Origin of the sequence: Pseudoalteromonas sp. P1-9, from assembly GCF_001399975.1 — a bacterium.
Classification (GTDB): Bacteria; Pseudomonadota; Gammaproteobacteria; order Enterobacterales; family Alteromonadaceae; genus Pseudoalteromonas.
In genome coordinates this window covers 11959-34173 of sequence record NZ_LKBD01000009.1, presented here as the reverse complement: position 1 = coordinate 34173, position 22215 = coordinate 11959, and the positions used below count along the sequence as shown (strand labels likewise).

The following is a 22215-nucleotide window of genomic DNA, read 5'->3' as shown; positions in this document are numbered from 1 at the left end:
ACAGGAACTGAAACTATGATTAAAAAATTAGTCATTACAATAGCAGTCATTGCCGTGATTGGTGTTGCTTCACTTTACGGCACCAAAACCTGGCTTAAAAGCTTACTGCCTGATAAAGCCCACTTTACAGCGCTTAAAAATACACAAGTAAGTGATTTACCTTATATCGCCGAAAACTCCGTACCCTATCGCGGAAAAATCCTCGCAGTCGTCACTAGTACTGACAAAATGGCACAAGATAAACCAACAGGCTACGAGCATACCGAACTTGCCAGAGCCTATTGGGTGTTTATTGCCAACGGTTTTGAGGTAGATATTGCAAGCCCTAAAGGTGGTAAGCCGCCAGTGGTTATTGATGGTGAGGATATGGGGGCTTACGATTACGCATTTTTAAACGACAAAACCATTCAAGCACAGGTCGCAAATACCTTGTTACTATCACAAATTGACCCAAATGATTATCAAGCGGTTTATTTTGTTGGTGGTAAAGGCACCATGTTTGATTTTCCCGATAACAACGATGTGAAACGGATCACCAAAGCCTTGTATCAAAATAACAAAGTTGTAAGTGCCGTATGCCACGGTCCTGCGGCACTGGTAAATGTTACCTTGGATGATGGCTCGCATTTACTCGAAGGCAAAACCGTATCGGGCTTTACCAATGAAGAAGAGTTATTTTTAATTCCTGATGCAAAAACACTCTTTCCGTTTTTGCTCGAAAATAAACTGGTTGCACGTGGCGCGATATTTCAACCAGGCCCACAATATCTAGAGCAAGTAGTGCAAGATGGAAAATTGATTACGGGGCAGAATCCATGGTCAGTATGGACCTTGGCTGAGCGCGTAATTGCTGAGCTAGGTTACACACCCAAACCAAGAGCACTTACCGGTGAGGAGCATTCAGTTCGGCTTTTAAAAACTTATCAACAACATGGCTTAGCCGCAGCAAAAGCAGATATCGTTAATAATCCAAAAGCGCATCAACAAATATTAGTCGTGATGCATGCAATATTGGCGTTTATGCAGCTCGATATAGGTAAAGGGTTTGATTTATTGAGCCTCGCCAAAGCAATTAAAGCGCAACACGCTTAAATTGCTTAGTAACGTAACCCTTCAAATAACAGTGGGGTTACGTTATGTCCGATACTACTCTATCACGGCCAAGCTCTTTGGCGTCGTAAAGCAAATCGTCAACACGTTTAAACATCATTTCAATTGCTTCACCGTGTTGATATTGGGTAACACCAATACTAGATGTGATTGTAATGCTGTTTTCATCACTCATTTTTATCGGCTCTGCTTTTAGCGCCAATGCAATTTGCTCAGCACAACTAATTGCTTGCGTGGTGTGTGTATTCGGTAAAATTGCCACAAACTCTTCGCCGCCATATCGTGCAACAATATCATGGCGTGTTAATTTGCTTTTAATAATGTGCGACGCCACCTTTAACACGTTATCGCCTGCAAGATGGCCGTAGGTATCGTTAATTCGTTTAAAGCGGTCGAGGTCAAACATCACTACACTAAAGCCGATATTTTGTTGTTTAAGTTGTTCAATGTGACGCAACATGACGCGTCGATTAATCAATTTTGTTAGCGGATCAACCGTTGATTCACGATACAAATTCATCAACATTGAAAGCTGTGCAATTTGCAACCACAGGCTAATACCGGCAAACAAACCAAATAGCCAAACGCCATTAAACAAATGCCAATAATCACCGTTAAAAAAATGCGCTTGTACTAGCATAAATGGAATAAAAATCAGGCTAATTAAAATCACACCACCGCGAATAGTCAGTGGAAATAACCCGATCATCGCCAATGTTAAATACGGCATCATGGTAAAAATTAACGGCACACTATCAAGGCTGTTAAACGTCAGCATAATGTACAAATAAAACAACGACGGGCATAAAAACGACAGTGCAATCACATGTTTTATTAAACTCACCGAAGACGAGCGTTTTACGCGATAAGCCATAATAAACAGTGCCACCGAGAGCGAAATACGCGCCACAAGTAAGGTTTGAGCATGTGCTTGTGGTAGTGTTAGAAAATCAAAAAAGCCAAATAAGGGCACCGAAAAGGCAAAAAACAAACACATAATCCATAAACGTCTACGAATATAATCTGACCGCTTATGCGTAAAGTCAGTTGAATGGGAATGCGATGAAATAAGCTCGACGAGTGGGTTATTTTCTAAACGAAGGTAGGTTTTGAGTTTTAGCGATTTAAACTTAGATAAGGGCTCTTTTTTGTCACTATACGGCTCGCTTAGTGCGGTTGGCTTCATACTTAGTCTCACTTACGTCTATTACAACGCCAAATAATGTTGACGCAATAATCATCAATTCGAAGCAAGTTTAACCGTTGAACACATTTGCGTGATTATTCTAGATCAATAAAAACACAGTAAACAAAGTACCGAAATTAAACACTTATCCTTTAATTTAATACACCCCTAGGGGTATACGCATGCAAGAATTTGCTAAATATAAAATGCACTTTAACGCAACCTTACAATCTCTTACAAAAGCAATAAAGTTGAGCGGTAGCAGTACGTTGCAATATCTGGTACAACTATAAGTTGCTAAAGCTAGCTAATTACACAGGGATTGGCGCCATTCACAAAGTGTAAAAAGCACAACGGCATTTGAATCATTGTTTGTAACGCAATACTTGCAAGGAACGCGAATGAAATACCTATTAACCTTACTTTTGAGCATATCCGTTTGCGCAGAAGCGATAATCATTAGACACGATGTTGCTGACGCACAATACAAAGTACCAAGCACTGAGTTACCTCAATTAGCAACATTTTATTTTGGCGGCGCACACGGCACGCTTATAGCACCAACTTGGGTATTAACAGCAGCCCATGCAACATTTTGCGTGAGTCCTAACTCTCCCATATTACTTAACGAAAAACACTACGCGGTTAAGCGTGTTTATATTCATAAAGATTACACTCCCGGACAAAGTCACGATATTGCCTTAATTGAATTACAGCAACCTGTTTTAGGCGTCACGCCTTTCTCACTCAATACAGAATCTGATGAGTTAAACAAAAATCTCTGGTTTATTGGTATTGGTGGCACAGGAAATGGGTTAACGGGCCAAACAGTTGATAATTTTGAAAACAAAGGTCAAATGCGCAAAGCACAAAACACAGTGGCATTGGCACAAGGTCCACTTTTAAAGTTCACCTTCGATAAAGGTGAGAACGCGCTGCCACTCGAAGGCGTGTCAGGTGGCGGTGACAGCGGCGGCCCCGCATACACACACCAAAATGACACAGGCGTTATTTACGGTATTAGTTCACGCGTCGAGGGCGGTAACATAGGCAAATATGGTGTTAAAGAAGTTTACAGCCGAACATCATTTTTTGCGCCTTGGATAAACAAGATTATAAATGGCAAGAATATAGACACACTTTCAGACACCAAATTGAAGCAGTTGCCCTCGGGGTTAACAGAAGACATTTTGCCACACGTCTGTAACGACATTCGTATTAAATAAAGCAAAACTAGTGCGGCACATATAAATGTGTTGTATCACCTTAGATTAAAAAAAAAGAGGGATCTTATGAAACGAAATTACATCTTAGCGCTTGCGCTATTGACGACTACTCACTCGAGCTTGGCCTTTGATTTAACCGCCAAATGCTTAAAAGTGAAAGAAATCTTCAACAAGCAACCTCACACTGCAACAACATGGCAAAACTACTCAGCTGGCGCAACAACCCCCTTTAAACAAATAAACGCAAACGGTTTTGGCGCGCCCGTAGTGCTTAAAAATGATAAACAAGTTACCGTTGACCTATTGAGCCAACATCCATTATTGGTGTTCAACTACGCTGAGGAAGAAAAAGCAAACAAGTGGCAAAAAATCGACCTATACGCTCACAAAACCTACCAACAACATACCGACGTTACTAAACAGCCAGATATAGTGACTGTGCTAAAAGAATCGCTCGATTTGTCACCAGAAAGCATAAAATGCAACTACGACACTAGCTCTCCAAAGGACCTACGTAAAAACTTAAATGAACAAGTTGCCTGGTCAACATTACTGACAATTAAGTCGTTTATGATGCCAGAAGATGTGATTGGTGCGATAAAAATTAAAAATCGCAATGCAGTGATTATTCGCAGTAAATCAGGGTTTGAGTATTACGAATCAAACGACGAGAAAGCCATTAAAATTACGGTGAACAGCGAAGAAAAAAGTGATCTCGATAGCTTTATTGCAACAGTTGAAAGTAACCCGCCGTTCACAACACCAACAGAAATTACAGCAAAGCTAATTAGCGGTATTCACAATAATAATATTGCAGACTGGCAAAGTGCACTGACCCTAATGAAACGTGAAAAATACACAGTACCCGCGATGGAACCCGTCCACATACGCATTGTAACGCTCCAACATCAACTTTGATATTCGCGTAAATTTTATCAGCCCATAGCAAAAGGAGTTATTAGATGTTCGAATATTTAGTTGGGTTAGAAGTAACAAACAACCAAATGTATACGCAGTATCGAAATGCGATGACGCCCATACTTGAGCAGTATGGTGGCGGGTTTGGTTACGACTTTGTGGTATCTGAGGTATTAAAATCCGCAGTTGATGTACCGATAAATCGCGTGTTTACCATTTTGTTTCCAACAAAACAAAGCGCTGAGACGTTCTTCTCGTACGACTTGTACTTAGCGGTGAAAGCCGAATACTTTGATTTATCTGTTGCGAATACCACGATTATTGCCGGTTATGAAAAGGCGTAAGAATAACCGCGAATCGTCACTTATACGGCACGCTAGACTTGCGCATTCAGCTCACGATTATATCGAAAAGGTAAACCCACTTAGCAAACGCTAAGTGGGTTTATTTGATTATCGTGTTGTAGAGACTGATTTCGCTTTTTTAATCGCTTCATTAATATTTAGCGACGCTGCTTCTTGGCGCGGTGGGAACTTTTCAAATGTTTTAATATGCTCCGTTAGCATCGCGATTGCAGGTTGAAATACCCAGCTTTTTCTCATGATTTGATGAAAGCCTGTTACGCCATCGTAATGTTCCATTGAATCTTTACGTAAGTTAAACAGTTTGGGCATGGTATGGGTAACCAAATCTTCGTAGTAACGACCACCAGGTTTTGATGCAAAGTGCATTTTCCAAGGGCCAACACGAATTGCGGTTAACTGCGATTCGTAATAATAAAAGAAGTGATTACGCGCAGATTTTTTGCTTTTGCCACGCCAATAATCAAGGTTGTTTTCACCATCGATATATACTTTAAACTTTTTCTCCATTGCTTTTCGCAAGTTTTTCTCACCCACTGCTGCAGCAATGGTTGGAAATACATCTTCATGCGAGGAAATACCGTTAAGCTTTAACCCTGCTGGAATTTTTTTCGGCCAACGCACCATAGACGGCACACGCACACCGCCTTCCCATGTCGTCATTTTTTCACCGCGGAATTTGGTTGTACCCGCATCAGGCCACGAACTTTGCTCAGGGCCATTATCTGTGGTGTAGATTACAATGGTGTTATCGGCAATTTTTAGCTCATCGAGTTTATCGAGAAGCTTCCCTACATGACCATCGTGCTCTAATAAACCGCTAACAAAAACATCTTCTTCAGAGCTAATATGAGTCGCAAGATGACGGCTCTCTGGTTTCAAGCGCGTGTAAACATGCATACGACTTGGCGCATGCCAAATAAAGAAGGGTTTATCTGCTTTAACCGCGCGCTCCATAAAATCTAGGCTTCGCGCTAACACTTCTTCATCAAATGTTTCCATGCGTTTACGCGTTAGCGGACCTGTATCAATGATACGGCCGTCGGCATACGCTTCAATCACACCGCGCGGGCCAAACTTCTTCTTAAATTCTTTTGTTTTTGGGTAATCTTCCTGCTCAGGTTCTTCTGACACATTCAGATGATACAAATTGCCATAAAATTCATCAAAACCATGGCGCGTTGGCAAGTGCTCGTCAAGGTCACCCAAGTGGTTTTTACCAAATTGCCCCGTCATGTAGCCTTTATCTTTTAAAAACTCAGCAATGGTTGGATCGGCTTCTTTAATGCCCAAAGGATTGCCGGGCTGACCAACCGTTGTCAGTCCTGTGCGCACCGGTAATTGCCCCATTAAAAACGCTGCACGCCCTGCGGTACAACTTGGCTGGGCATAATGGTCGCGCCTTCATTGGCAATTCGATCGATGTTGGGGGTGTTGTAGGTCATGCCATGCGAATAGGCACTTAAAGAAACCTGTGCCACATCATCCACCATAATGGCGAGAACGTTCGGGTCTTTCGCGTGGGCTGACAACGAAAGTAGCCCAGCTAACACACTGACTAATGGTAATTTCATTACTTCTCCTTGTATTATTGAAGTATAAGTTGAATTTGTTTCTTAAAAGCACTCACACAGCAAACCTTGATTACATATAGCCATCATCAGCCAGATGTTTAACATCCTAAAAATAAACATCACTTTTGTTGTTAACCAAGATTAAATGCTCATTTTACGAGCATTTTCAATTTCTACCTTACAAGAAAATTTGAGACAAACACAGTGAAAAACGATACATATTACGAAAATTTACTAACGTTTATTTACTCAAAAACAATGCGATATAAGCGCTAAACACGTAGTATTACGTGCAGCTAATTGCCCATGTAAATTTAAGTTATCCACTGAGCTCACGCGAAACAATAGACCTGCGCATTAAATATAAGCAGCGCAATAGTGCAAGGTTTACTAAAAAACCGGCTTGACCTAAACCAAACTCGAGGTTTTAGCATGCCATTTTTCACAGCAATAAGAACAAAATAATGAACAGTGATATTTCAATTTCTCGTATAAAGCAGTTTCCACCTTTAATGTGGATTATGCTATTTGGCTCATTTATAACGCGCGGTAGCTTTTATATGGTGTGGCCATTTTTGGCCGTGATTCTGTATAAAAAGTTTGCCCTTTCTGCAACCGAAGTGGGCTCGGTATTGTCGCTCGCTGCGGTTATTTCGGTGTTTGTCAGCTTTGTTGGCAGCACCCTGTCAGATAAATTTGGCCGCAAGCCTATGATGTACGCCACAGGCGTGCTTTATATTGTTTCGTTTAGTTTGCTTGCCATCGCCGACACAATCTTAATGTTTACCATTGTAATTACGCTCTGCTCTATTGCCACATCACTTTGGCGGCCGCTTGCATCGGCTTTAATTGGCGATATTATTCCAGAAAAAGCGACCCGCGAACTTGCGATGCAATCACTTTATTTTGCTGTTAATGTTGGCTGTGCAGTTGGCCCAATGCTGGGGGTTTGGCTTGGATTAACTGGCGAGCAATCGAGCTTTTTTATTACCGTTTACGCCTTTGCGTTTTTACTTGTGTTGTTAACCTGGGGGTTTAAACATCAAGATAAAACCCAATCAAAAGTGGATATAGATAACGCACAAAGTGCGCCAAAAAACCAAACACCAAAAACACAAACGGGCTTTAAACAAACCTTTAGCGTGTTAGTACAAGATAAGCTGTTACAGTGCCTTATTTTGGCAAACATTTTGTGCTTTTTTATTTATGGTCAAATGGATAGTTCACTGGTGCAATACCTTACTCGTGAGGGTGCAAATAACTTGCTCGAACTTATTTCATCAATGATCTTTACTAACGCGTTAGTGATTATTACCTGTCAGTTTTTACTGCTTAAACTACTAGCATCGCGACCAATTTTAGTGCGTATTCGTTTTGGCTTGGTGTTACTTATCATCTCGCAAATCTGGTTTGCTTTTAATCCACTTACTTTTTTTGCTGGTTGGTTAGGCGCGGTGGTAATTATGAGCCTTGCTGAGGCCATTTTATTTCCTACCATGAGCGTACATGTTGACCGCATTGCGCCAACTAACCTTCGCGGTGCATATTTTGGCGCAACCGCATTTTACGATTTAGGCTATGCCTTTGCGCCCATTGGTGGTGGTTTACTGCTTGATATGTTTGACGGTCGAACCCTGTTTTTAGTTTGCAGTGGCATTGCTGTGGCGGTATTTTTACTTTACCTCATTATGGATAAATTAGAACGCCCAGCATTTATTACAGAGCAGCTGGCAACTGAACAAACGGCTAAAACAGCTTAAGTTCTTTGTTTTAAATTTGTGTTAGTTATTGCAAGAAAAACAAAAAAGCCAGCACTTACATGCTGGCTTTTTACTCAACAACTTAAATACGTTAATCGCGTTTATACACCGCCTCAATCGTTGCTTTTGCCAGTGTATTGGCATTCACCATATACCCTGCCACCGCACTTTTGCTATTTCTTTTTAAACCAAGTGGCTTTGCTAAGGCGAACACTGTGAACTGATAACGATGAATGCCATCTCCTTTTGGTGGGCACGCGCCACCAAAGCCATTTACTCCAAAGTCGTTATTAATTTGTACCGCACCCTCGGGGAGTTGTGGATTTGAACTACTGCCCGCACCAGCGGCTAGTTCAGAAGTGCTCGCGGGTAAATCTGTAACCTGCCAATGCCACCAGCCGCTGCCAGTTGGCGCATCTGGGTCATAGGCAAAAACAGCAAACGCTTTGGTGTTTTTGGGTGCACCGCTCCATGCTAAATGCGGCGATATATTTTCTCCTTCACAACCAAAGCCATTAAAAACGTGCTTATTTGAAAGCATTTCACCGTTTGCAATATCATTACTTGTAAGTGTAAAGGTGTTCGCCCAAAGCTGCGCGGCTGATAACAATAACGTACCGCCTATAATCTGTTTTAACATGGTATGTCCCTTTTTAAATTATTACCCCATCTTAATCATAAACACGTTTAGAATCATAGTGTTTTAAAGTGTGTGGAAGTTTTTCCTGATTTGTAAGGTTAAAAAACGAGGCTTTAATGTAACTATGTGCGTTGCTGTTATCACTAGATCACTTAGACAAGAACTGTAATGGTTCTATTTTAAAATATCTGTTACAAATAAAACCTGTGATAAAGATATTAAGTAACCTAAATTCAGCATAAAAAACTAGGGAACTAAAGTTATGGATGAAGTCAGCACAGTTAGAATTTACCTGTTAAGAGCAATGTATGCATTTATTGCATTTGGTTTAGGTGTAACCACTTTGCCCGATGTAGTTTCTGGCTCAGGTCAATTTGCTGATTCAGACACCATTATCAATGCCATCTTAATGGGCTTTTGTCTTCTCTCGCTGCTAGGCATAAAGTACCCACTTAAAATGTTACCCGTACTGCTGCTTGAGTTCATTTGGAAAGTGTTTTGGCTTTTAGTTTATGCCCTACCTATGTATTTAAATAATAGTCTTGATGAATACGCTCAAGAGTTAGTTTTTGCGTGTGCGATGGGAGTGATTCTTACACCACTCGTACTGCCATGGGGTTATTTAATAAACCATTACCTAAAAGCCCCTGCAACACAATGGAAGTAAACTCTAGTCATCAATAAAGTGAGGATTAATTTTGGCGGTCAGAACGTGATCTTGCCATGTGCCTTTTATTTTTAAATAACGTTTAGCCAGCCCTTCTTTTTCAAAACCTAAACGCGTTAATAACTGGGCACTTTTTGTATTATGTGGCATATAGTTTGCCATCACGCGGTGCAAGTTTAGCTCATTAAAAACATAATCGAGCCCTGCCTCTACTACCTCAAACATTATGCCTTGCCCTTGGTATTTTTCGGCAACACAATAACCTAGATAGCACGCTTGAAAAGGCCCTCGTACCACATTAGTAAAGTTACACATTGCCATTATTTCGCGGCGTTCAAAATCAAAGGCGGCAAAATGATATGCGCTTTGATTATTAAGGTGCGTTTGATAACCATTAATTAGATTCTGCACATTCACATTAGTGTAATAGTGCTTATCGCGCGTTGGCTCCCACGGTGCTAAATGTGCTTTGTTCTCGTTAATAAACGACAACAGGGCTTGTATATCGTTACTGTTTGGCACATCAATAAATGTACGTTTGGTTTTGAGTATCATTGCCTTTGGTCAAGCGCCTGTTTGTCGGTGGCATGCTGAATTAAATTAACCAATAATCGACCATGCATTGGGGTAAAACCGGTTTTCTCGAGTTTTTTCTCAAGGTAATTAGCAAAGTTCTTACGCTTATCGTGATGGGTGCGAAGCGTAAACAGCAGTTCATTTTGCTTTTGGTTTATTAGTCGCGTGTTATAAATTGGGTCTTCATCAGGCCAATTTTCAACGGGCACACCTTTGGTTTGATACACATAATTAGAAAGGGTTTGGTTGATCCGAGAGTAATCACTTTGACCGATAAGCAGCTCTAATTCTTTCAATAAGCCGCGGTACAATACGCGCGGAAATAAGCTGTAAAAATCTTTATTTTGGAATGCCTTGCCTTTTTCGGTTTGCTGCCAATCGGCAAAGCTTGATTTAAGCGCATGGACAAAAATACGCCCAACAAAATGTACTTTTAAATAGCTACCACCTTGGCTATCTGCACTTTGTAGCAAATTACTTAAACGCTTACGATAGCTGCGGTTCTCGGCTTTTAAACGGCTTACTTCGGCTTCTAACGCAAGTTCGTTTTCGCCTTTTTCAAGCTGCTGCTTTTGCAATTGTGCAATACGCAATTGGGCGCTTTGTAATACATCGCGGGTGTCTTTTAGCTCTTGTAGCACACTGCCATTTTTAATCTTGAAATTAAAATTGTGCGTATTGTGCTGAGTGGTTTGAGTTACTAAGGGTCTGGCTGCTTTGGTAAGCGCTTGGTTTAATTTTTTTTCTAAAATTTGGCCGGACTGGCTGCCTTTTAGTAGCGCAGTTAATTGACTATTTATCTCATTTAAATACCAAGTATGTAACTGCTTACTTTGCGCTGTGCTTAACCCATTAAAAGGATTACTACTTTCCTTATCAAATTCAGACACCTACTGCCTCAAATCCATTAATTCTAATTATTTATTCTGAGCCGGATAGTAACAGAAAAAACCACTAAAACTCTAGCTTGATAATGCACTTTTAGCACTCACTTGCGAGCGCTCTAAAATGGCCACACCTTGCTCTTTCATAAAGGTTTCAAACGCGCTGGCAAGTAAGCTTTGTTTTCTATCTTGGCGTTTAGCTAAAAACCACGTGCTACGAATTGGAAACCCTTTTACATCTAATTTTACCAAACCCGGTACTTCACCATAATCAAGAGCGTGACGGCTTAAAATGGAGAGCCCGAGACCCGATGCAACAGCGTATTTTATCGCTTCGTTACTTTCGATGGTCATTTTTTCATTCAAGGTTAATTGTTGCTCTTTGCAAAATTGCTCAATTAAATTACGCGTACCCGAACCTTTTTCACGCATTATAAATGGGTAATGCGATAAACGGTTTAGGCTGACTTCTTGTTGTAAATGCAATTCATGCCTTGCCGGAGCAATTACCACCAGTTCGTTATCGAGTAACGGTGTTTTAATAATTTCGGGGCGCTCAGGGCACTGACTAAAAAAGTAAAAATCATCTTCGTTGGCTTCTATGCGCTCTTTTACTTCTTGGCGGTTACCTATTTTTAAATTGATATCGACTTTTGGGTGTTTTTTACAAAACGCCCCTAAAATTAGCGGCAAGAAATACTTAGCAGTTGAAACTACACATAAATTAAGCGAGCCCGATGTCACGCTTTTAAGCTCATCAATCGATACCGACAAATTATGAAAGCTAGTAAATACCTCATTGGCGCATGTTAGTAGCGCTTTTCCCGCATCGGTAAGCACAATGGTTTTGCCATGCTGGCGATACACCGGCATATCCACCGTTTCGCTTAATTGCTTTAACTGAATCGACACCGAGGGTTGCGACACATGTAACTGCTGCGCTACCAAGGAAATACTTTTGTATTGGTCGAGCGCTTTTAAGAGCTGCAACTGTCTTACTGTAGGTAACCGCATAGAAATATAGATTTTTATTTATACAAATTCACATAAATATATATTAGCGTTTATTTAATTGCGCGCATAGACTAATTTTTGTCTTATAAATGCATAAAATACAACCTGCATCTCAGAACAACAACGCAGGTGGTGATGCTTTGTATTGGGGAATGAGGAAGTTATGTTAGAAACCATATCAAATAATGTGCGTGCGTTAGGTGAAGTACTTGGCCAAACAATTGCCGAAGACAAAGGCGATGGTTGGGTTGATAAAATTGAAGAAGTACGCCTACTAGGTAAGCGCATTGTGGCAGGTGAAAACCATGCAGTTGAAGACCTAAAAACAATCTTTGCAAATAGTACTGAACAAGATTTATTAATTCATGCTCGTGCATTTAGCCAGTTTTTAAACCTCGCTAATGTGGCAGAGCAACAACACACCACCAGTGAGCAAGGCTTAGCAGAGCTTGATTTGCCCCACCCGCTTGATTCTCTATCAGAAAAATTAACCGGTATTGATGCAAACGCGTTTAAACAAGCGCTTAAAAAGCTGCATATTGAACTTGTGTTAACTGCGCACCCAACCGAAGTTAACCGTCGCACCTTTATTCATAAATACAACGAAGTGGCTGATGAACTCAGTAAAGGAGAAGCGCCACTGAGCGAACGCGTGCAAGAAATCATTGAACAAGCATGGCATACCAATGAAATTAGGCAGCAGCGCCCCACACCGCTTGATGAATCGCGTTGGGGCTTACATGCCATTACCGACAGTTTATGGCATGCGGTACCACAATTTGTACGCGAATTAGATGAGCTTTCACAAAACTTGATTGGCGAACCGTTAGCCGAAGATATTGTGCCAATAACTATGGCCAGCTGGATGGCAGGCGATAGAGACGGCAACCCGTTTGTTACCGCCAAACTCAGTAAACAAGCCATTTTACAAGCGCGATTAATTGCCGCAGAACTCTACTTAACTGACTTTGAATCACTTTATTTAGAATTATCGATGCATAAGGCAACCGATGATTTAATTGAAGCGGATATTAATAATATTGGCCCGTATCGCGCGGTGATCACCAAGTTAATTAGCGAACTCAAAGAGTCAATCACACTGTTACGTGATGGCAAAACAAAAGGTGCAATTTCATCTTCTGAAGATTTACTTACGCCATTAAAAGCATGCCGTAATAGCTTATTAGCAGTCGGCCTTACTCGCGTTGCCAATTCACAAGTGCTCGACCTAATTCGCAAGGTGCAATGTTTCGGTATTTCTCTGGTAAAACTGGACATTCGTCAACACAGTGAACGCCACGATGAAGCCATTGGCGAGATTGTAAGCGCGCTCGATTTAGGCGATTACGCCACTTGGGATGAAACACGCCGTGTTGAGTTTCTACTAAGCGAAATAAATAATCCGCGCCCATTATTACCCAATGTCACTTGGAGTGAAAATACCCAAGAAGTGCTCGATACCTTTGCTATGGTGGCTAAGCAACCGCGCGAAGTGCTGGGTATTTATATCATTTCAATGGCGAGTAAAGTAAGCGATGTGCTTGCTGTTAATCTTTTAATGAAAGCCACTGAGTTTAGTTGGGATATGCCAATTGCACCGTTGTTTGAAACATTGGATGATTTAAACAACGCGCCAAAAGTCATGGGCGACTTGCTAAACATAGAGCAATATTTAACACGCTGTAAAAAGCAGCAATATGTGATGATTGGCTACAGTGATTCGGCAAAAGATGCGGGCGTATTAGCGGCCACATGGGCGCAATACCAAGCGCAAGAAGCGCTAGTACAGGTTTTTAAACAGTTTGAGGTGGAACTTAAATTATTCCACGGCCGTGGTGGTACCATTGGTCGCGGGGGCGGTCCTGCACACGATGCAATTGCATCGCAACCGCCAGGAACACTTGATGGTGGCTTACGTGTCACCGAGCAAGGTGAAACTATTCGCTATAAGTTTGGTTTGCCAAACCTTGCTGTGCGCAGTTTGCACTTGTATGCCAGTGCGATTTTAGAAAGCCTAATTCACCCTCAACCTGTGCCGCCAGCATCATGGCGAGCGCTTATGAACAACATGGCATCGCTCAGTTGTGAAATTTACCGCGGTTATATTCGCGAAGAACCAAATTTTGTACGCTATTTCCGTCAAGCAACACCTGAGCTAGAGTTATCATCGTTGCCACTAGGCTCGCGTCCAAGCAAGCGCCGCTCAGATGGCGGTATTGAATCACTGCGCGCTATTCCGTGGATATTTGCGTGGAGCCAAAACCGTTTAGTATTGCCAAGTTGGTTAGGACTTGGTCAAGCAATTAAAGCGTTTTATCAAGAAAACAGTGCGCTGATGAACGAAATGTTGGAAAACTGGCCGTACTTTAAAGCCCGTATTTCATTAACTGAAATGGTGTACTTAAAGTCCGATCCGCAGTTATCAGCACTGTATGACGCAGCGCTTGTAGAACCTGAGCTACAAGGTTTAGGTGAGCAACTGCGCAGCCAATTACAGCAAGATGAACAAGCAGTACTGACATTGCTTAACCAAGCTCATACGCTCGAAAGCGATCCTTGGAACTTAAGCTCGTTTAGATTACGCCAGCCTTATTTATTGCCACTGCATTTGTTGCAAATTGAGGCTTTAAAACGTTTACGCAATAAACCTGAGCACCCTGAAAGTGAGCAAGTGCTAATGGTTACCATGGCAGGTATTGCTACTGGTATGCGAAATACTGGGTAACCACGTGAAATTAGCATGAGACTATGTGATTAGTGTTGTATCAAGCACTAATCACAATTTTAATAAGGTATTGCTTAATGCCATTTATCAACACGCCTCATATCGTTGGCAAACACCGACGAAAACGCATGCATTTTCGCTTTAAGTAACGATTTTCTTCCCTCAAAGTTGCGAGTATAAATCAAATCAGCTGATCCTACGTATTTATTCCATGCAACCACATAGCGCTCTGCAAATTGCTTTTTTACCCCAATACACGTTGGGACCGCATGATAGTCTTTTCGTGCAAGCCCCGCGAACTCACCTTCTCTAACAACTAAATAACGTGGGTTATCAATTGGTGCGAGTACCTCAGCCACACAGTCTGCAAATAACGACGATTCATAAAATGTACCGCCTGTAAGTGCAATTGTTAAGCTTCCGTCATAGCCTTGAGATGTTTTTACATCAAGCATTCTGAGCGGGGTTGTAAGCTTATTTGTTTTCGCTAATGTTTCGAGCACCGCGTTACCAATTTGCTTCAATGACCCATCGACAGGTAAATGCAAAAGCATTATGCGCAACGCTTTGAGTGTTTTAGGTAAGTTTTTAACAAATCCATACGTAAATCCGCCTGCTAAAAACCATAACATTACTGTCACTGACTGCGGGTATTTCATAAATGACAGACTCATTGCAAGGGCGCTCATCATTCCCAACAAGAGCTCTTGCGTTAAGTACTTAAACGTATTTTTTAAATGGACTGTTTTAAACCGCGTAACTGCTTGGGTTTCTACGGATGGCAAGGTACGGCCTGTTTTATCAATAGTTAATGCACGTTGCCATTTAGCTGGTAGCTGCTCAATATTTTTAAAGCGTTTGATCATCTGCTTGTTGTTGGCATATACCGCAAACTTCATTGAACTTGTTGTGTTAAAATAAAACGCTAATTTTGAATCAAGCCGCTCAAATCCGCTTTCTATTGCGTTACTGTTTTCAGCTAACCCAACGAACGTTAAAAAACGTCTTTGTAAGTTGTTAAAGTCAATTAATCCGTAATAGCTTTCTTTATCAACCGCAACCAAATGCCAGATACTACTTGCTTTTTGAGGTGATGACTTATCGAGGCGAATAGCCCTTCCTCGCATTTGATTCGTCAACATAAACGAACCAACCGAACTTGCTAACACTAAAGAATTTACTACTGGTGCATCCCAACCTTCTCCAAGCAGTGCCCGCGTCCCAATCAAGGTTTTAATATCACCATCACACAGTAACTTGGTAAATAACGAAGTAAGTACGTTCAAAGAGCCGGTTACCTTTACATAACCATTAAGCTCAGTGATAGGTGTAAATGCCAGCTTTTCACTTGCATCATCACTTTTGAAATACGCTACTTTACTTTCATGAACAATTGATAAACGTCCTGTCAGTAACGCAACATCTTCATTAAGTTTTGAATGCTTTGCGAGCGTCTCAAATACCGGCCAACTCCCGAGTGTTGTTTCACCAATTTGAGTATTATTGCACAGTGACTCATCTCGAATAAAATCTGTCAGGATCACTTGTCTAAGCTGCTGCTGCCTTTTCTTATATTCAATGCGATGAATATCAAGACACCCTTTTATTTTTGCTGAGCTTAACGATAGAGACCGCTCGAGTCGATTAGAGTGCGCTAACATTAAATCGCGTTTGTGCAGAAGTTCGGAAGCTCTAAGCTGCTTTTTTAGCTCAGTAATAAAACGCTCTTGTTCATCATTCTGTGCAAAGGTTTTTGAAAAAAGCATTGCTTCTATTAACTTTTGCCACCATGACCGAGTTAACTTAGGAACATCTTCACACGTTAAATCAAGCAGCGCTAACGCGTTTTGTGGTAGTGCTTGTTTGGTGTGTTTAAGCAGCACTAAAATTGCAATTAACACATGCGGAGACTTAATAATATCAGCGGTACTGACTTGTGGTTGTGTAAGCCAAGTATGATGCTTACACATGTCTAAAAATGTCTCATTCGCCAATAAATACTTAAACAACTGTTTTACGCGCGCATCAAACTCACGCAATTTTGACCGCTCATTAGCGGACGCATCAACGGCCCAAACGTAATCTTGATGTGGGCACAAGGTATTTGCTTTAACCAGCTCTGGTACTGATATTTCTTCGTCGATAGTACCGCACAACTGCTCGTACTTTCCCCATTCATGACCATCAGAATCATAAGGTGGGGTAGCAGTTAAAGAGACCAGTGTGATTTGTGGCAGTGCGTCACATACTGCAGTTAGTACTTTCCACCACTCCTGTCGTAAATGGTGTGCCTCATCTAAAATAAGTACGCTTATTTCTGCATTTTTCAAACTTGAAATAAACGCATTTATTTCACAAGAATCGAGTGTTGTTGGCTCATTCTCCTGCTCATCACGCTCATATTGTGCGTCTTCATTTTGAGAGATTTTAGCGTGTAATGCTTGGTAGGTAATTGATGTAAAGCTTTTAGGAGTATGCAAGTCATTACTGACCCAAGCCAATTCAAATGGGTTATCACAGTCCACAAAATCAGCTAAACGTTCAATCCATTGATCGCGAATGACACGAGTCGGAGACAAAATTAGTGCGTTTTGTGCCAATCGCTTAAATACTTCAATACCTAGTGTGGTTTTTCCAGCCCCTGGCGCTGCAACAATATGAAGTTTATCATCTTCAAGATGTTCATCAACAGCGTTAAGCACTCTGGATTGATACGGACGCCAAAAATATTTAAAGTTTAACTGCGAGAAATCCATTCGTTATATAACTTTAATGATTACAGAGCCGTATAGTAATCATAAATCTGCTTCAAGCCAACAGCGCTCTTCTTAGCTCATTATTCTCAGTCCATTTGAAATGGGTAAATTGAACCCAGTTTTAAAATTTGGCTTAGTTCGTCAAGGGCTGTTTGACTTTCTATCAGTAAACTTGGGTCGGCTAAATCATCTTCTGCAATCGCATCTCGATAATGCTTTTCAACCCAGGCTGTTAAAGTGTGGTATTTCGCTTCATCCATTAAACATTCAGGAGCAACGGCGCTTAATTCTGACACATTTAATGGCACGCGAAGGCGCAAACACGCTGGCCCTCCACCGTTTTTCATACTTTGTTGCAAGTCAAAATAAATCACTTGAGAAATGGGATTATTTTCATCACAAAGCGTCGCAAGATAGGTCGCAACTTTATCGTTATTTTGGCATTCGGTGGGCGCTACAATGGCCATAGTGCCGTTTGGTAATGTAATTAACTGGCTGTTAAAAATGTAGCTTGAAACTGCATCTTCAACACTCACATAATCGCTGCTGACTTCAATTAAGTGGAGTGGTTTTTCACCTTGGTATTTTGTATAAATAGCATCAACCGCGCGTGCGGATTGATAAAATGCCATTTCATGATAAAGCAGCACATTTTCATTACCAATTGCGATTACATCATTATGAAATACACCTTGGTCGATAACATTTGGGTTTTGCTGCACAAATAAGCAATTCTTTTCACATAAGCCATGTGCGCGAGCAACGGCTTCACTGGCAGCTAACGTTTGCCTTGCAGGATAAATCTTTGGTTTGATATCTGATAACGCATCTTCACCATAAACAAAAAGCGATAACCCTTTTTCGCTGTGCGAGTTTGCTAAACGCGTGTGATTTGCCGCCCCCTCATCGCCTAACAATGGATGATGTGGTAGTGGCTCGTGATGGATAAAATACTGTGTATTATTAAAAATGGCTTTAAACGTACGGCTTGTTTGCTCAGCTTCAATGGCACGGTGTAGTTTGTTACTTAAATTAGCAGGCGTAAAATGCACTTTGCCATCGTCACAATCCAAACTGTTCGATACCGTTGCCGCATTTGCCGACCACATTGAAGATGCCGAATAACAGGCTTTTAAAAACTGCGGCGCGTGTTTGGCTGCTTTTGTAATTACGTCTTTATCGCTACCTGAAAAACCCAACTTTCGTAATGTGTAAGTATCTGGGCGAACCTGAGGCGGTAAAATACCCTGCTTTAAGCCTAGCCTTGCCATCGCCAGCATTTTTTCAAGGCCTTGTAGCGCAGCTTTTTTCGGATTGGCGATTTGCTTTGCGTTATTTTTAGATGCGACGTTACCAAACGATAAGCCGCTGTAGTTATGGGTTGGGCCAACCAACCCATCAAAATTCACTTCGTACACTGTCATCTTTGCATCCTTTTAGTGCAAGGTTGCACTCTTATTAGGCGTTTTTCGTGTTTAAAACCGAAAAAACGTGAATACAAAGCTAAGTTGCTAAATACATGCCAGATACTAAAAATTAAGTTGAGTGCTGTGTGCTCCAGTTTTTAATAATACGATGAATTTGATTTATGCCATCCGTTAGCGCGGCCGGACCTGGCTGCAGAATATCGCTCGAATTAATTTCATAAACATGTTTGTTTATAACTGCTGGAATGGTTTGCCAGCCGTCGCGCGATAACATTTTCTCAGGCACAAAAGGGCGACCACACCAAGCTGCAAAAATAATATCCGGCGCTTTTTCGATTACGTCGCATGGGTCTTTAATAATGCGATTTTTGGCAAGGCTTTCACTGGCAAATTCCTTGTAACAATCAATGCCACCGGCGATTTCTACCAATTCACTGACCCAAGTAATGCCAGTAATAAGTGGATCAAACCACTCTTCAAAATACACCTTAGGTTTTACTGTAAGCTGAGCTGCACCTGCTTTAATCGTGTTTAGATTATTCACCAATTGGTTAACTAGTTTTTCGCCTTTTTGAGGCTCGCCAATTAATGCCGACAGCGTTCGGATCATTTGCAACACCTCTTGAATACTGCGGTGATTAAAACAGTGTACATTGACGCCTTGTTTTATTAAATCACGCACAATGTCAGCTTGAAGATCAGAAAACGCCAACACTAAATCGGGCTCTAACGACATAATTTTATCGATACGAGCGCTTACAAACGCCGAAACTTTAGGCTTTTCACGTTTGGCTCTTTCGGGGCGCACAGTATAAGCAGAGATGCCAACAATACGGTGTTGCTCACCCATTAAATAAAGCGCTTCTGTGGTTTCTTCCGTTAAACAAATTATGCGCTCAGGCCATTTTGCTGTTTTGAAATCACTCATCCCGTGTTACTTCTCCATTAAAAAACGCAACAAAAAAGGCCATATTGCTAGGAAAATACCAATGCATATAAGATGCAAGTATTTTGTCACACGCATAAATTGCCTCAGCTTGCGTGTGACGCGGGTAAAACTGTGAATACGCTAAAGCGGTGAGGTTAATTTCGGCGCTAGAATAATGAAAGCTGTGCCCTCGCAATTCACAAGGTTCAGCAATATTTGGATAAACAGCGCTTAAATCGACATACTGTTGACCAATACTAGAGAGGGTTTTATTCATTGTGGCTTTGCCATTTAACACGCCACACATAGTGAAGTGTGTGTTTTCACTTATTAATTCATCCAATAAGTAGAGCATACCGCCACACTCCGCTAAGACCGGATTGTTGCTTTTTGCAAACTGTTTTACGGCTTGTTTAAATGCATTATTTTGGCTTAATTGCCGAGCATAAAGCTCAGGATACCCACCTGGAATATAGAGCGCATCACCCTTGGGCAAGGTTTTATCCTTTAATGGTGAAATGTAGCTTAACTCTGCGCCAAAATCTGCCAACATCGCCAAATTGGCACGATATAAAAACGAAAACGCATTGTCTTTGGCAACCAAAATACGTTGCCCTTTAAGTGGTTTAGCACGTTTAAAATCTGCGTATTGCTTTGCATCATCTCCCTCTTTTGAGGGCCAAAACACCACATCTTTGGGTAGTTGATTAAAGTGTGAGTTAGCAAATTGCTGTGCGGCTTGTTCTAAATACACGTCGATATTTTGTAACTCACCTGCTTGCATAATGCCAAGGTGACGCTCAGGCAAACTAATATGGGAATTTCGTAAAAAATAGTCTTGCGTTAATGCCTTTTCGTTTATGGATTGCAAAACCATTTCGCCATGTCCTTGACCGGCAATTTTATTGGCTATCACACCGTAAAAGTTAAGGCTTGGTTGGTAATTTACTAAGCCATGAACCAAGGCACCAAAACTTTGCGCCATGGCTGAGCCATCAATCACCGCCAAAATCGGAATACCAAATAGGTCACTTAAATCGGCAGTATTTGGTGTGCCATCAAACAGCCCCATTACGCCTTCAATCAAAATAAGGTCTGCAACGATAGCTGCTTGGTAAAGCATGCGCTGACATTCACTTTCACCCGCCATCCACAGATCCAATTGATATACAGGACGGTTTGATGCCGCTTCTAAAATCATGGGATCAATAAAATCGGGCCCAGTTTTAAATACCTGAACCGTTTTGCCCATATTAGTAAAATAGCGTGCCATGGCGGCTGTTAATGTGGTTTTGCCCGCCCCCGAATTTGGTGCACTAATTACAAGTGCTGGGCAAAATACCGGTGAATTAACGGCCATGATGAGTTGTTTTAAAAATGCTGGTGTGTGGTTTTAAGTAATAACACGCAAGGTACAATGCCAACGCAATCGCCACGTAGCCAAACGGGCTCGTAACATATGGCGCGTAATACTGTGCTACACGCTCTGAGTAAGTACCTAAGGACATATCGCTAAATTTACCTGATAGCCAATAATAGCTCGCGTTTGAGGTTAAAAATGCAATTGAGCTTGCAAGCCATAAGTTAACCAGTGTCATTACCGTTTTTGCTGCAACCGCAAACTTTGTTTCATCGAGCTTTAGTTGCAAGCTTTTATGACCCGCCCACCACAGCACATAGTAGCCAACAAATATAAATGGGTATGAACGCGTAATACAATCGCCAAAATCACCGCGATAATAGCTGCTGGTTAAATCAATCGATACACTTAGTACTACAAATACGGCTAAAGTACGGTGCTTGGACGCCAGCAAACCTAAAATAAAGAAAATTGCTGTACTGGCACTTGGTAAATGGAGTGCAGACGCAAAATGATACGGGCGGGTGGCTATCATCAATAGCGCTAACAACGCGTAAATCAGCAAGGAGAATTGCTGCACTTTGATTGGGGTAAATAAACTTGAACGATCTGTCATTATAATGTTTCCGCATACTAGAATTGATGCGATAGGAAATGACAAGATACAAGGCACACGCCTTTGCCTGTTAAAGCAAGGAATAACAATATCAGGTTCAGGTAATTAGATGATCCATTATCGCGGCCACAAATTACTGTAATTGATATAAAAGCGATTGTGTTCTCGTTGCTCACCGCCCACCGCAGTACTTGAGTTAACTAGGCCGGTCTCCGGACTCCTGATCATCGCTTTGACAGCACCTTCCCATCATAACCAGACAGTGGTGGTTGTCGCTCACAGTTACCGTTGCGGGGGCAGTTCCAGATTTTAACTGGATTCCCGTTTAAACATTGTTTATAAAAAAACAATAGTCACCTAATTACAACGCAAATATATGTCAGCTAGCATTGTTAAATCAAGCTAAGACATTATTCTTATTAAAACTTTTTGTTTGTTGATATAACGAGGCACTGCCAAAAATTACAAACTGCGGTATGCTAAGCA

At 41.4% G+C, this 22215-nt stretch carries 19 protein-coding genes and 1 riboswitch; of the genes, 7 read left to right on the top strand and 12 right to left on the bottom strand.

Annotation, left to right across the window (positions count from 1 at the left end; translation table 11 throughout):
• Positions 1-15: 15 nt before the first annotated feature.
• Positions 16-1092, top strand: a complete 1077-nt coding sequence (locus AN214_RS08065; RefSeq protein ID WP_054979259.1) for a type 1 glutamine amidotransferase domain-containing protein — start codon at positions 16-18, stop codon at positions 1090-1092.
• A gap of 37 nt (positions 1093-1129) precedes the next feature.
• Here AN214_RS08065 and AN214_RS08060 read toward each other — a convergent pair whose 3' ends face one another.
• Positions 1130-2296, bottom strand: coding sequence for a GGDEF domain-containing protein (locus AN214_RS08060; RefSeq protein ID WP_054979258.1), 1167 nt, complete (start codon positions 2294-2296; stop codon positions 1130-1132).
• A gap of 401 nt (positions 2297-2697) precedes the next feature.
• On the opposite strand from AN214_RS08060, the gene AN214_RS08055 reads away from it, so the two are divergent.
• The 3 genes from AN214_RS08055 to AN214_RS08045 all read left to right on the top strand — a co-directional run bounded on the left by AN214_RS08055 (position 2698) and on the right by AN214_RS08045 (position 4784).
• Positions 2698-3522 (top strand): trypsin-like serine protease, encoded by an 825-nt coding sequence (locus AN214_RS08055; RefSeq protein ID WP_054979257.1) that lies wholly within the window; start codon positions 2698-2700, stop codon positions 3520-3522.
• Between the two features lie 66 nt (positions 3523-3588).
• Positions 3589-4440, top strand: a complete 852-nt coding sequence (locus AN214_RS08050) for a hypothetical protein (RefSeq protein WP_054979256.1) — start codon at positions 3589-3591, stop codon at positions 4438-4440.
• Positions 4441-4484: 44 nt separating this feature from the next.
• Positions 4485-4784, top strand: coding sequence for a DUF1330 domain-containing protein (locus AN214_RS08045; protein WP_054979255.1), 300 nt, complete (start codon positions 4485-4487; stop codon positions 4782-4784).
• Between the two features lie 108 nt (positions 4785-4892).
• Here AN214_RS08045 and AN214_RS08040 read toward each other — a convergent pair whose 3' ends face one another.
• Positions 4893-6152: a sulfatase-like hydrolase/transferase gene (locus tag AN214_RS08040; protein WP_054979254.1), complete on the bottom strand. Its 1260-nt coding sequence runs from the start codon at positions 6150-6152 to the stop codon at positions 4893-4895.
• Complete coding sequence (locus AN214_RS22975; protein ID WP_054979253.1) at positions 6152-6376, bottom strand: hypothetical protein; 225 nt, start codon at positions 6374-6376, stop codon at positions 6152-6154. Before AN214_RS22975 ends, AN214_RS08040 begins: the two co-directional genes overlap by 1 nt.
• A 464-nt stretch (positions 6377-6840) precedes the next feature.
• Here AN214_RS22975 and AN214_RS08030 point away from each other — a divergent pair, with 464 nt between their 5' ends.
• Entirely contained in the window at positions 6841-8136 is a 1296-nt protein-coding gene (locus tag AN214_RS08030) for an MFS transporter (protein WP_054979252.1), read from the top strand.
• Positions 8137-8227: 91 nt separating this feature from the next.
• On the opposite strand, the gene AN214_RS08025 is transcribed toward AN214_RS08030, so the two are convergent.
• The gene (locus AN214_RS08025; protein WP_054979251.1) at positions 8228-8776 is read right to left on the bottom strand and encodes a YbhB/YbcL family Raf kinase inhibitor-like protein; all 549 of its coding nucleotides are present in this window, start codon (positions 8774-8776) and stop codon (positions 8228-8230) included.
• Positions 8777-9038: 262 nt separating this feature from the next.
• Here AN214_RS08025 and AN214_RS08020 point away from each other — a divergent pair, with 262 nt between their 5' ends.
• Positions 9039-9443 (top strand): hypothetical protein, encoded by a 405-nt coding sequence (locus AN214_RS08020; RefSeq protein WP_054979250.1) that lies wholly within the window; start codon positions 9039-9041, stop codon positions 9441-9443.
• A 3-nt stretch (positions 9444-9446) separates the two neighbouring features.
• Here AN214_RS08020 and rimJ read toward each other — a convergent pair whose 3' ends face one another.
• The 3 genes from rimJ to AN214_RS08005 all read right to left on the bottom strand — a co-directional run bounded on the left by rimJ (position 9447) and on the right by AN214_RS08005 (position 11893).
• Positions 9447-9998: a ribosomal protein S5-alanine N-acetyltransferase gene (gene rimJ, locus AN214_RS08015; RefSeq protein WP_054979249.1), complete on the bottom strand. Its 552-nt coding sequence runs from the start codon at positions 9996-9998 to the stop codon at positions 9447-9449.
• A complete protein-coding gene (locus AN214_RS08010; RefSeq protein WP_054979248.1) occupies positions 9995-10909 on the bottom strand; it encodes a hypothetical protein in 915 nt (304 codons plus the stop codon). Before AN214_RS08010 ends, rimJ begins: the two co-directional genes overlap by 4 nt.
• A gap of 72 nt (positions 10910-10981) precedes the next feature.
• Positions 10982-11893, bottom strand: coding sequence for a LysR family transcriptional regulator (locus tag AN214_RS08005; RefSeq protein ID WP_054979247.1), 912 nt, complete (start codon positions 11891-11893; stop codon positions 10982-10984).
• A gap of 187 nt (positions 11894-12080) precedes the next feature.
• On the opposite strand from AN214_RS08005, the gene ppc reads away from it, so the two are divergent.
• Positions 12081-14642: a phosphoenolpyruvate carboxylase gene (gene ppc / locus AN214_RS08000; RefSeq protein WP_054979246.1), complete on the top strand. Its 2562-nt coding sequence runs from the start codon at positions 12081-12083 to the stop codon at positions 14640-14642.
• Positions 14643-14716: 74 nt separating this feature from the next.
• Here the strand turns inward: ppc and AN214_RS07995 are convergent, their stop codons facing one another.
• The 5 genes from AN214_RS07995 to AN214_RS07975 form a co-directional block, all read right to left on the bottom strand.
• Positions 14717-17398, bottom strand: coding sequence for a DEAD/DEAH box helicase family protein (locus tag AN214_RS07995; protein ID WP_054979245.1), 2682 nt, complete (start codon positions 17396-17398; stop codon positions 14717-14719).
• 86 nt (positions 17399-17484) lie between these two features.
• Complete coding sequence (gene astB / locus AN214_RS07990) at positions 17485-18822, bottom strand: N-succinylarginine dihydrolase (protein ID WP_054979244.1); 1338 nt, start codon at positions 18820-18822, stop codon at positions 17485-17487.
• A 112-nt stretch (positions 18823-18934) separates the two neighbouring features.
• Complete coding sequence (locus tag AN214_RS07985) at positions 18935-19753, bottom strand: cobalamin-binding protein (RefSeq protein WP_054979243.1); 819 nt, start codon at positions 19751-19753, stop codon at positions 18935-18937.
• A complete protein-coding gene (locus AN214_RS07980; RefSeq protein WP_054979242.1) occupies positions 19746-21113 on the bottom strand; it encodes a cobyrinate a,c-diamide synthase in 1368 nt (455 codons plus the stop codon). Before AN214_RS07980 ends, AN214_RS07985 begins: the two co-directional genes overlap by 8 nt.
• Entirely contained in the window at positions 21103-21729 is a 627-nt protein-coding gene (locus AN214_RS07975) for a hypothetical protein (protein WP_054979241.1), read from the bottom strand. The genes AN214_RS07980 and AN214_RS07975 overlap by 11 nt, the downstream gene beginning before the upstream one ends.
• Positions 21730-21914: 185 nt before the next feature.
• A riboswitch (cobalamin riboswitch) is annotated at positions 21915-22105 on the bottom strand.
• Between the last annotated feature and the right edge of the window lie 110 nt (positions 22106-22215).

What these genes read in the sequence shown, in the direction of transcription:
- AN214_RS08065 (WP_054979259.1), top strand. Translation starts at nt 16, where the DNA reads ATGATTAAAAAATTAGTCATTACAATAGCAGTCATTGCCGTGATTGGT.
- AN214_RS08060 (WP_054979258.1), bottom strand. Translation starts at nt 2,296, where the DNA reads ATGAAGCCAACCGCACTAAGCGAGCCGTATAGTGACAAAAAAGAGCCC.
- AN214_RS08055 (WP_054979257.1), top strand. Translation starts at nt 2,698, where the DNA reads ATGAAATACCTATTAACCTTACTTTTGAGCATATCCGTTTGCGCAGAA.
- AN214_RS08050 (WP_054979256.1), top strand. Translation starts at nt 3,589, where the DNA reads ATGAAACGAAATTACATCTTAGCGCTTGCGCTATTGACGACTACTCAC.
- AN214_RS08045 (WP_054979255.1), top strand. Translation starts at nt 4,485, where the DNA reads ATGTTCGAATATTTAGTTGGGTTAGAAGTAACAAACAACCAAATGTAT.
- AN214_RS08040 (WP_054979254.1), bottom strand. Translation starts at nt 6,152, where the DNA reads ATGGGGCAATTACCGGTGCGCACAGGACTGACAACGGTTGGTCAGCCC.
- AN214_RS22975 (WP_054979253.1), bottom strand. Translation starts at nt 6,376, where the DNA reads ATGAAATTACCATTAGTCAGTGTGTTAGCTGGGCTACTTTCGTTGTCA.
- AN214_RS08030 (WP_054979252.1), top strand. Translation starts at nt 6,841, where the DNA reads ATGAACAGTGATATTTCAATTTCTCGTATAAAGCAGTTTCCACCTTTA.
- AN214_RS08025 (WP_054979251.1), bottom strand. Translation starts at nt 8,776, where the DNA reads ATGTTAAAACAGATTATAGGCGGTACGTTATTGTTATCAGCCGCGCAG.
- AN214_RS08020 (WP_054979250.1), top strand. Translation starts at nt 9,039, where the DNA reads ATGGATGAAGTCAGCACAGTTAGAATTTACCTGTTAAGAGCAATGTAT.
- rimJ (WP_054979249.1), bottom strand. Translation starts at nt 9,998, where the DNA reads ATGATACTCAAAACCAAACGTACATTTATTGATGTGCCAAACAGTAAC.
- ppc (WP_054979246.1), top strand. Translation starts at nt 12,081, where the DNA reads ATGTTAGAAACCATATCAAATAATGTGCGTGCGTTAGGTGAAGTACTT.
- AN214_RS07995 (WP_054979245.1), bottom strand. Translation starts at nt 17,398, where the DNA reads ATGGATTTCTCGCAGTTAAACTTTAAATATTTTTGGCGTCCGTATCAA.
- astB (WP_054979244.1), bottom strand. Translation starts at nt 18,822, where the DNA reads ATGACAGTGTACGAAGTGAATTTTGATGGGTTGGTTGGCCCAACCCAT.
- AN214_RS07985 (WP_054979243.1), bottom strand. Translation starts at nt 19,753, where the DNA reads ATGAGTGATTTCAAAACAGCAAAATGGCCTGAGCGCATAATTTGTTTA.
- AN214_RS07980 (WP_054979242.1), bottom strand. Translation starts at nt 21,113, where the DNA reads ATGGCCGTTAATTCACCGGTATTTTGCCCAGCACTTGTAATTAGTGCA.
- AN214_RS07975 (WP_054979241.1), bottom strand. Translation starts at nt 21,729, where the DNA reads ATGACAGATCGTTCAAGTTTATTTACCCCAATCAAAGTGCAGCAATTC.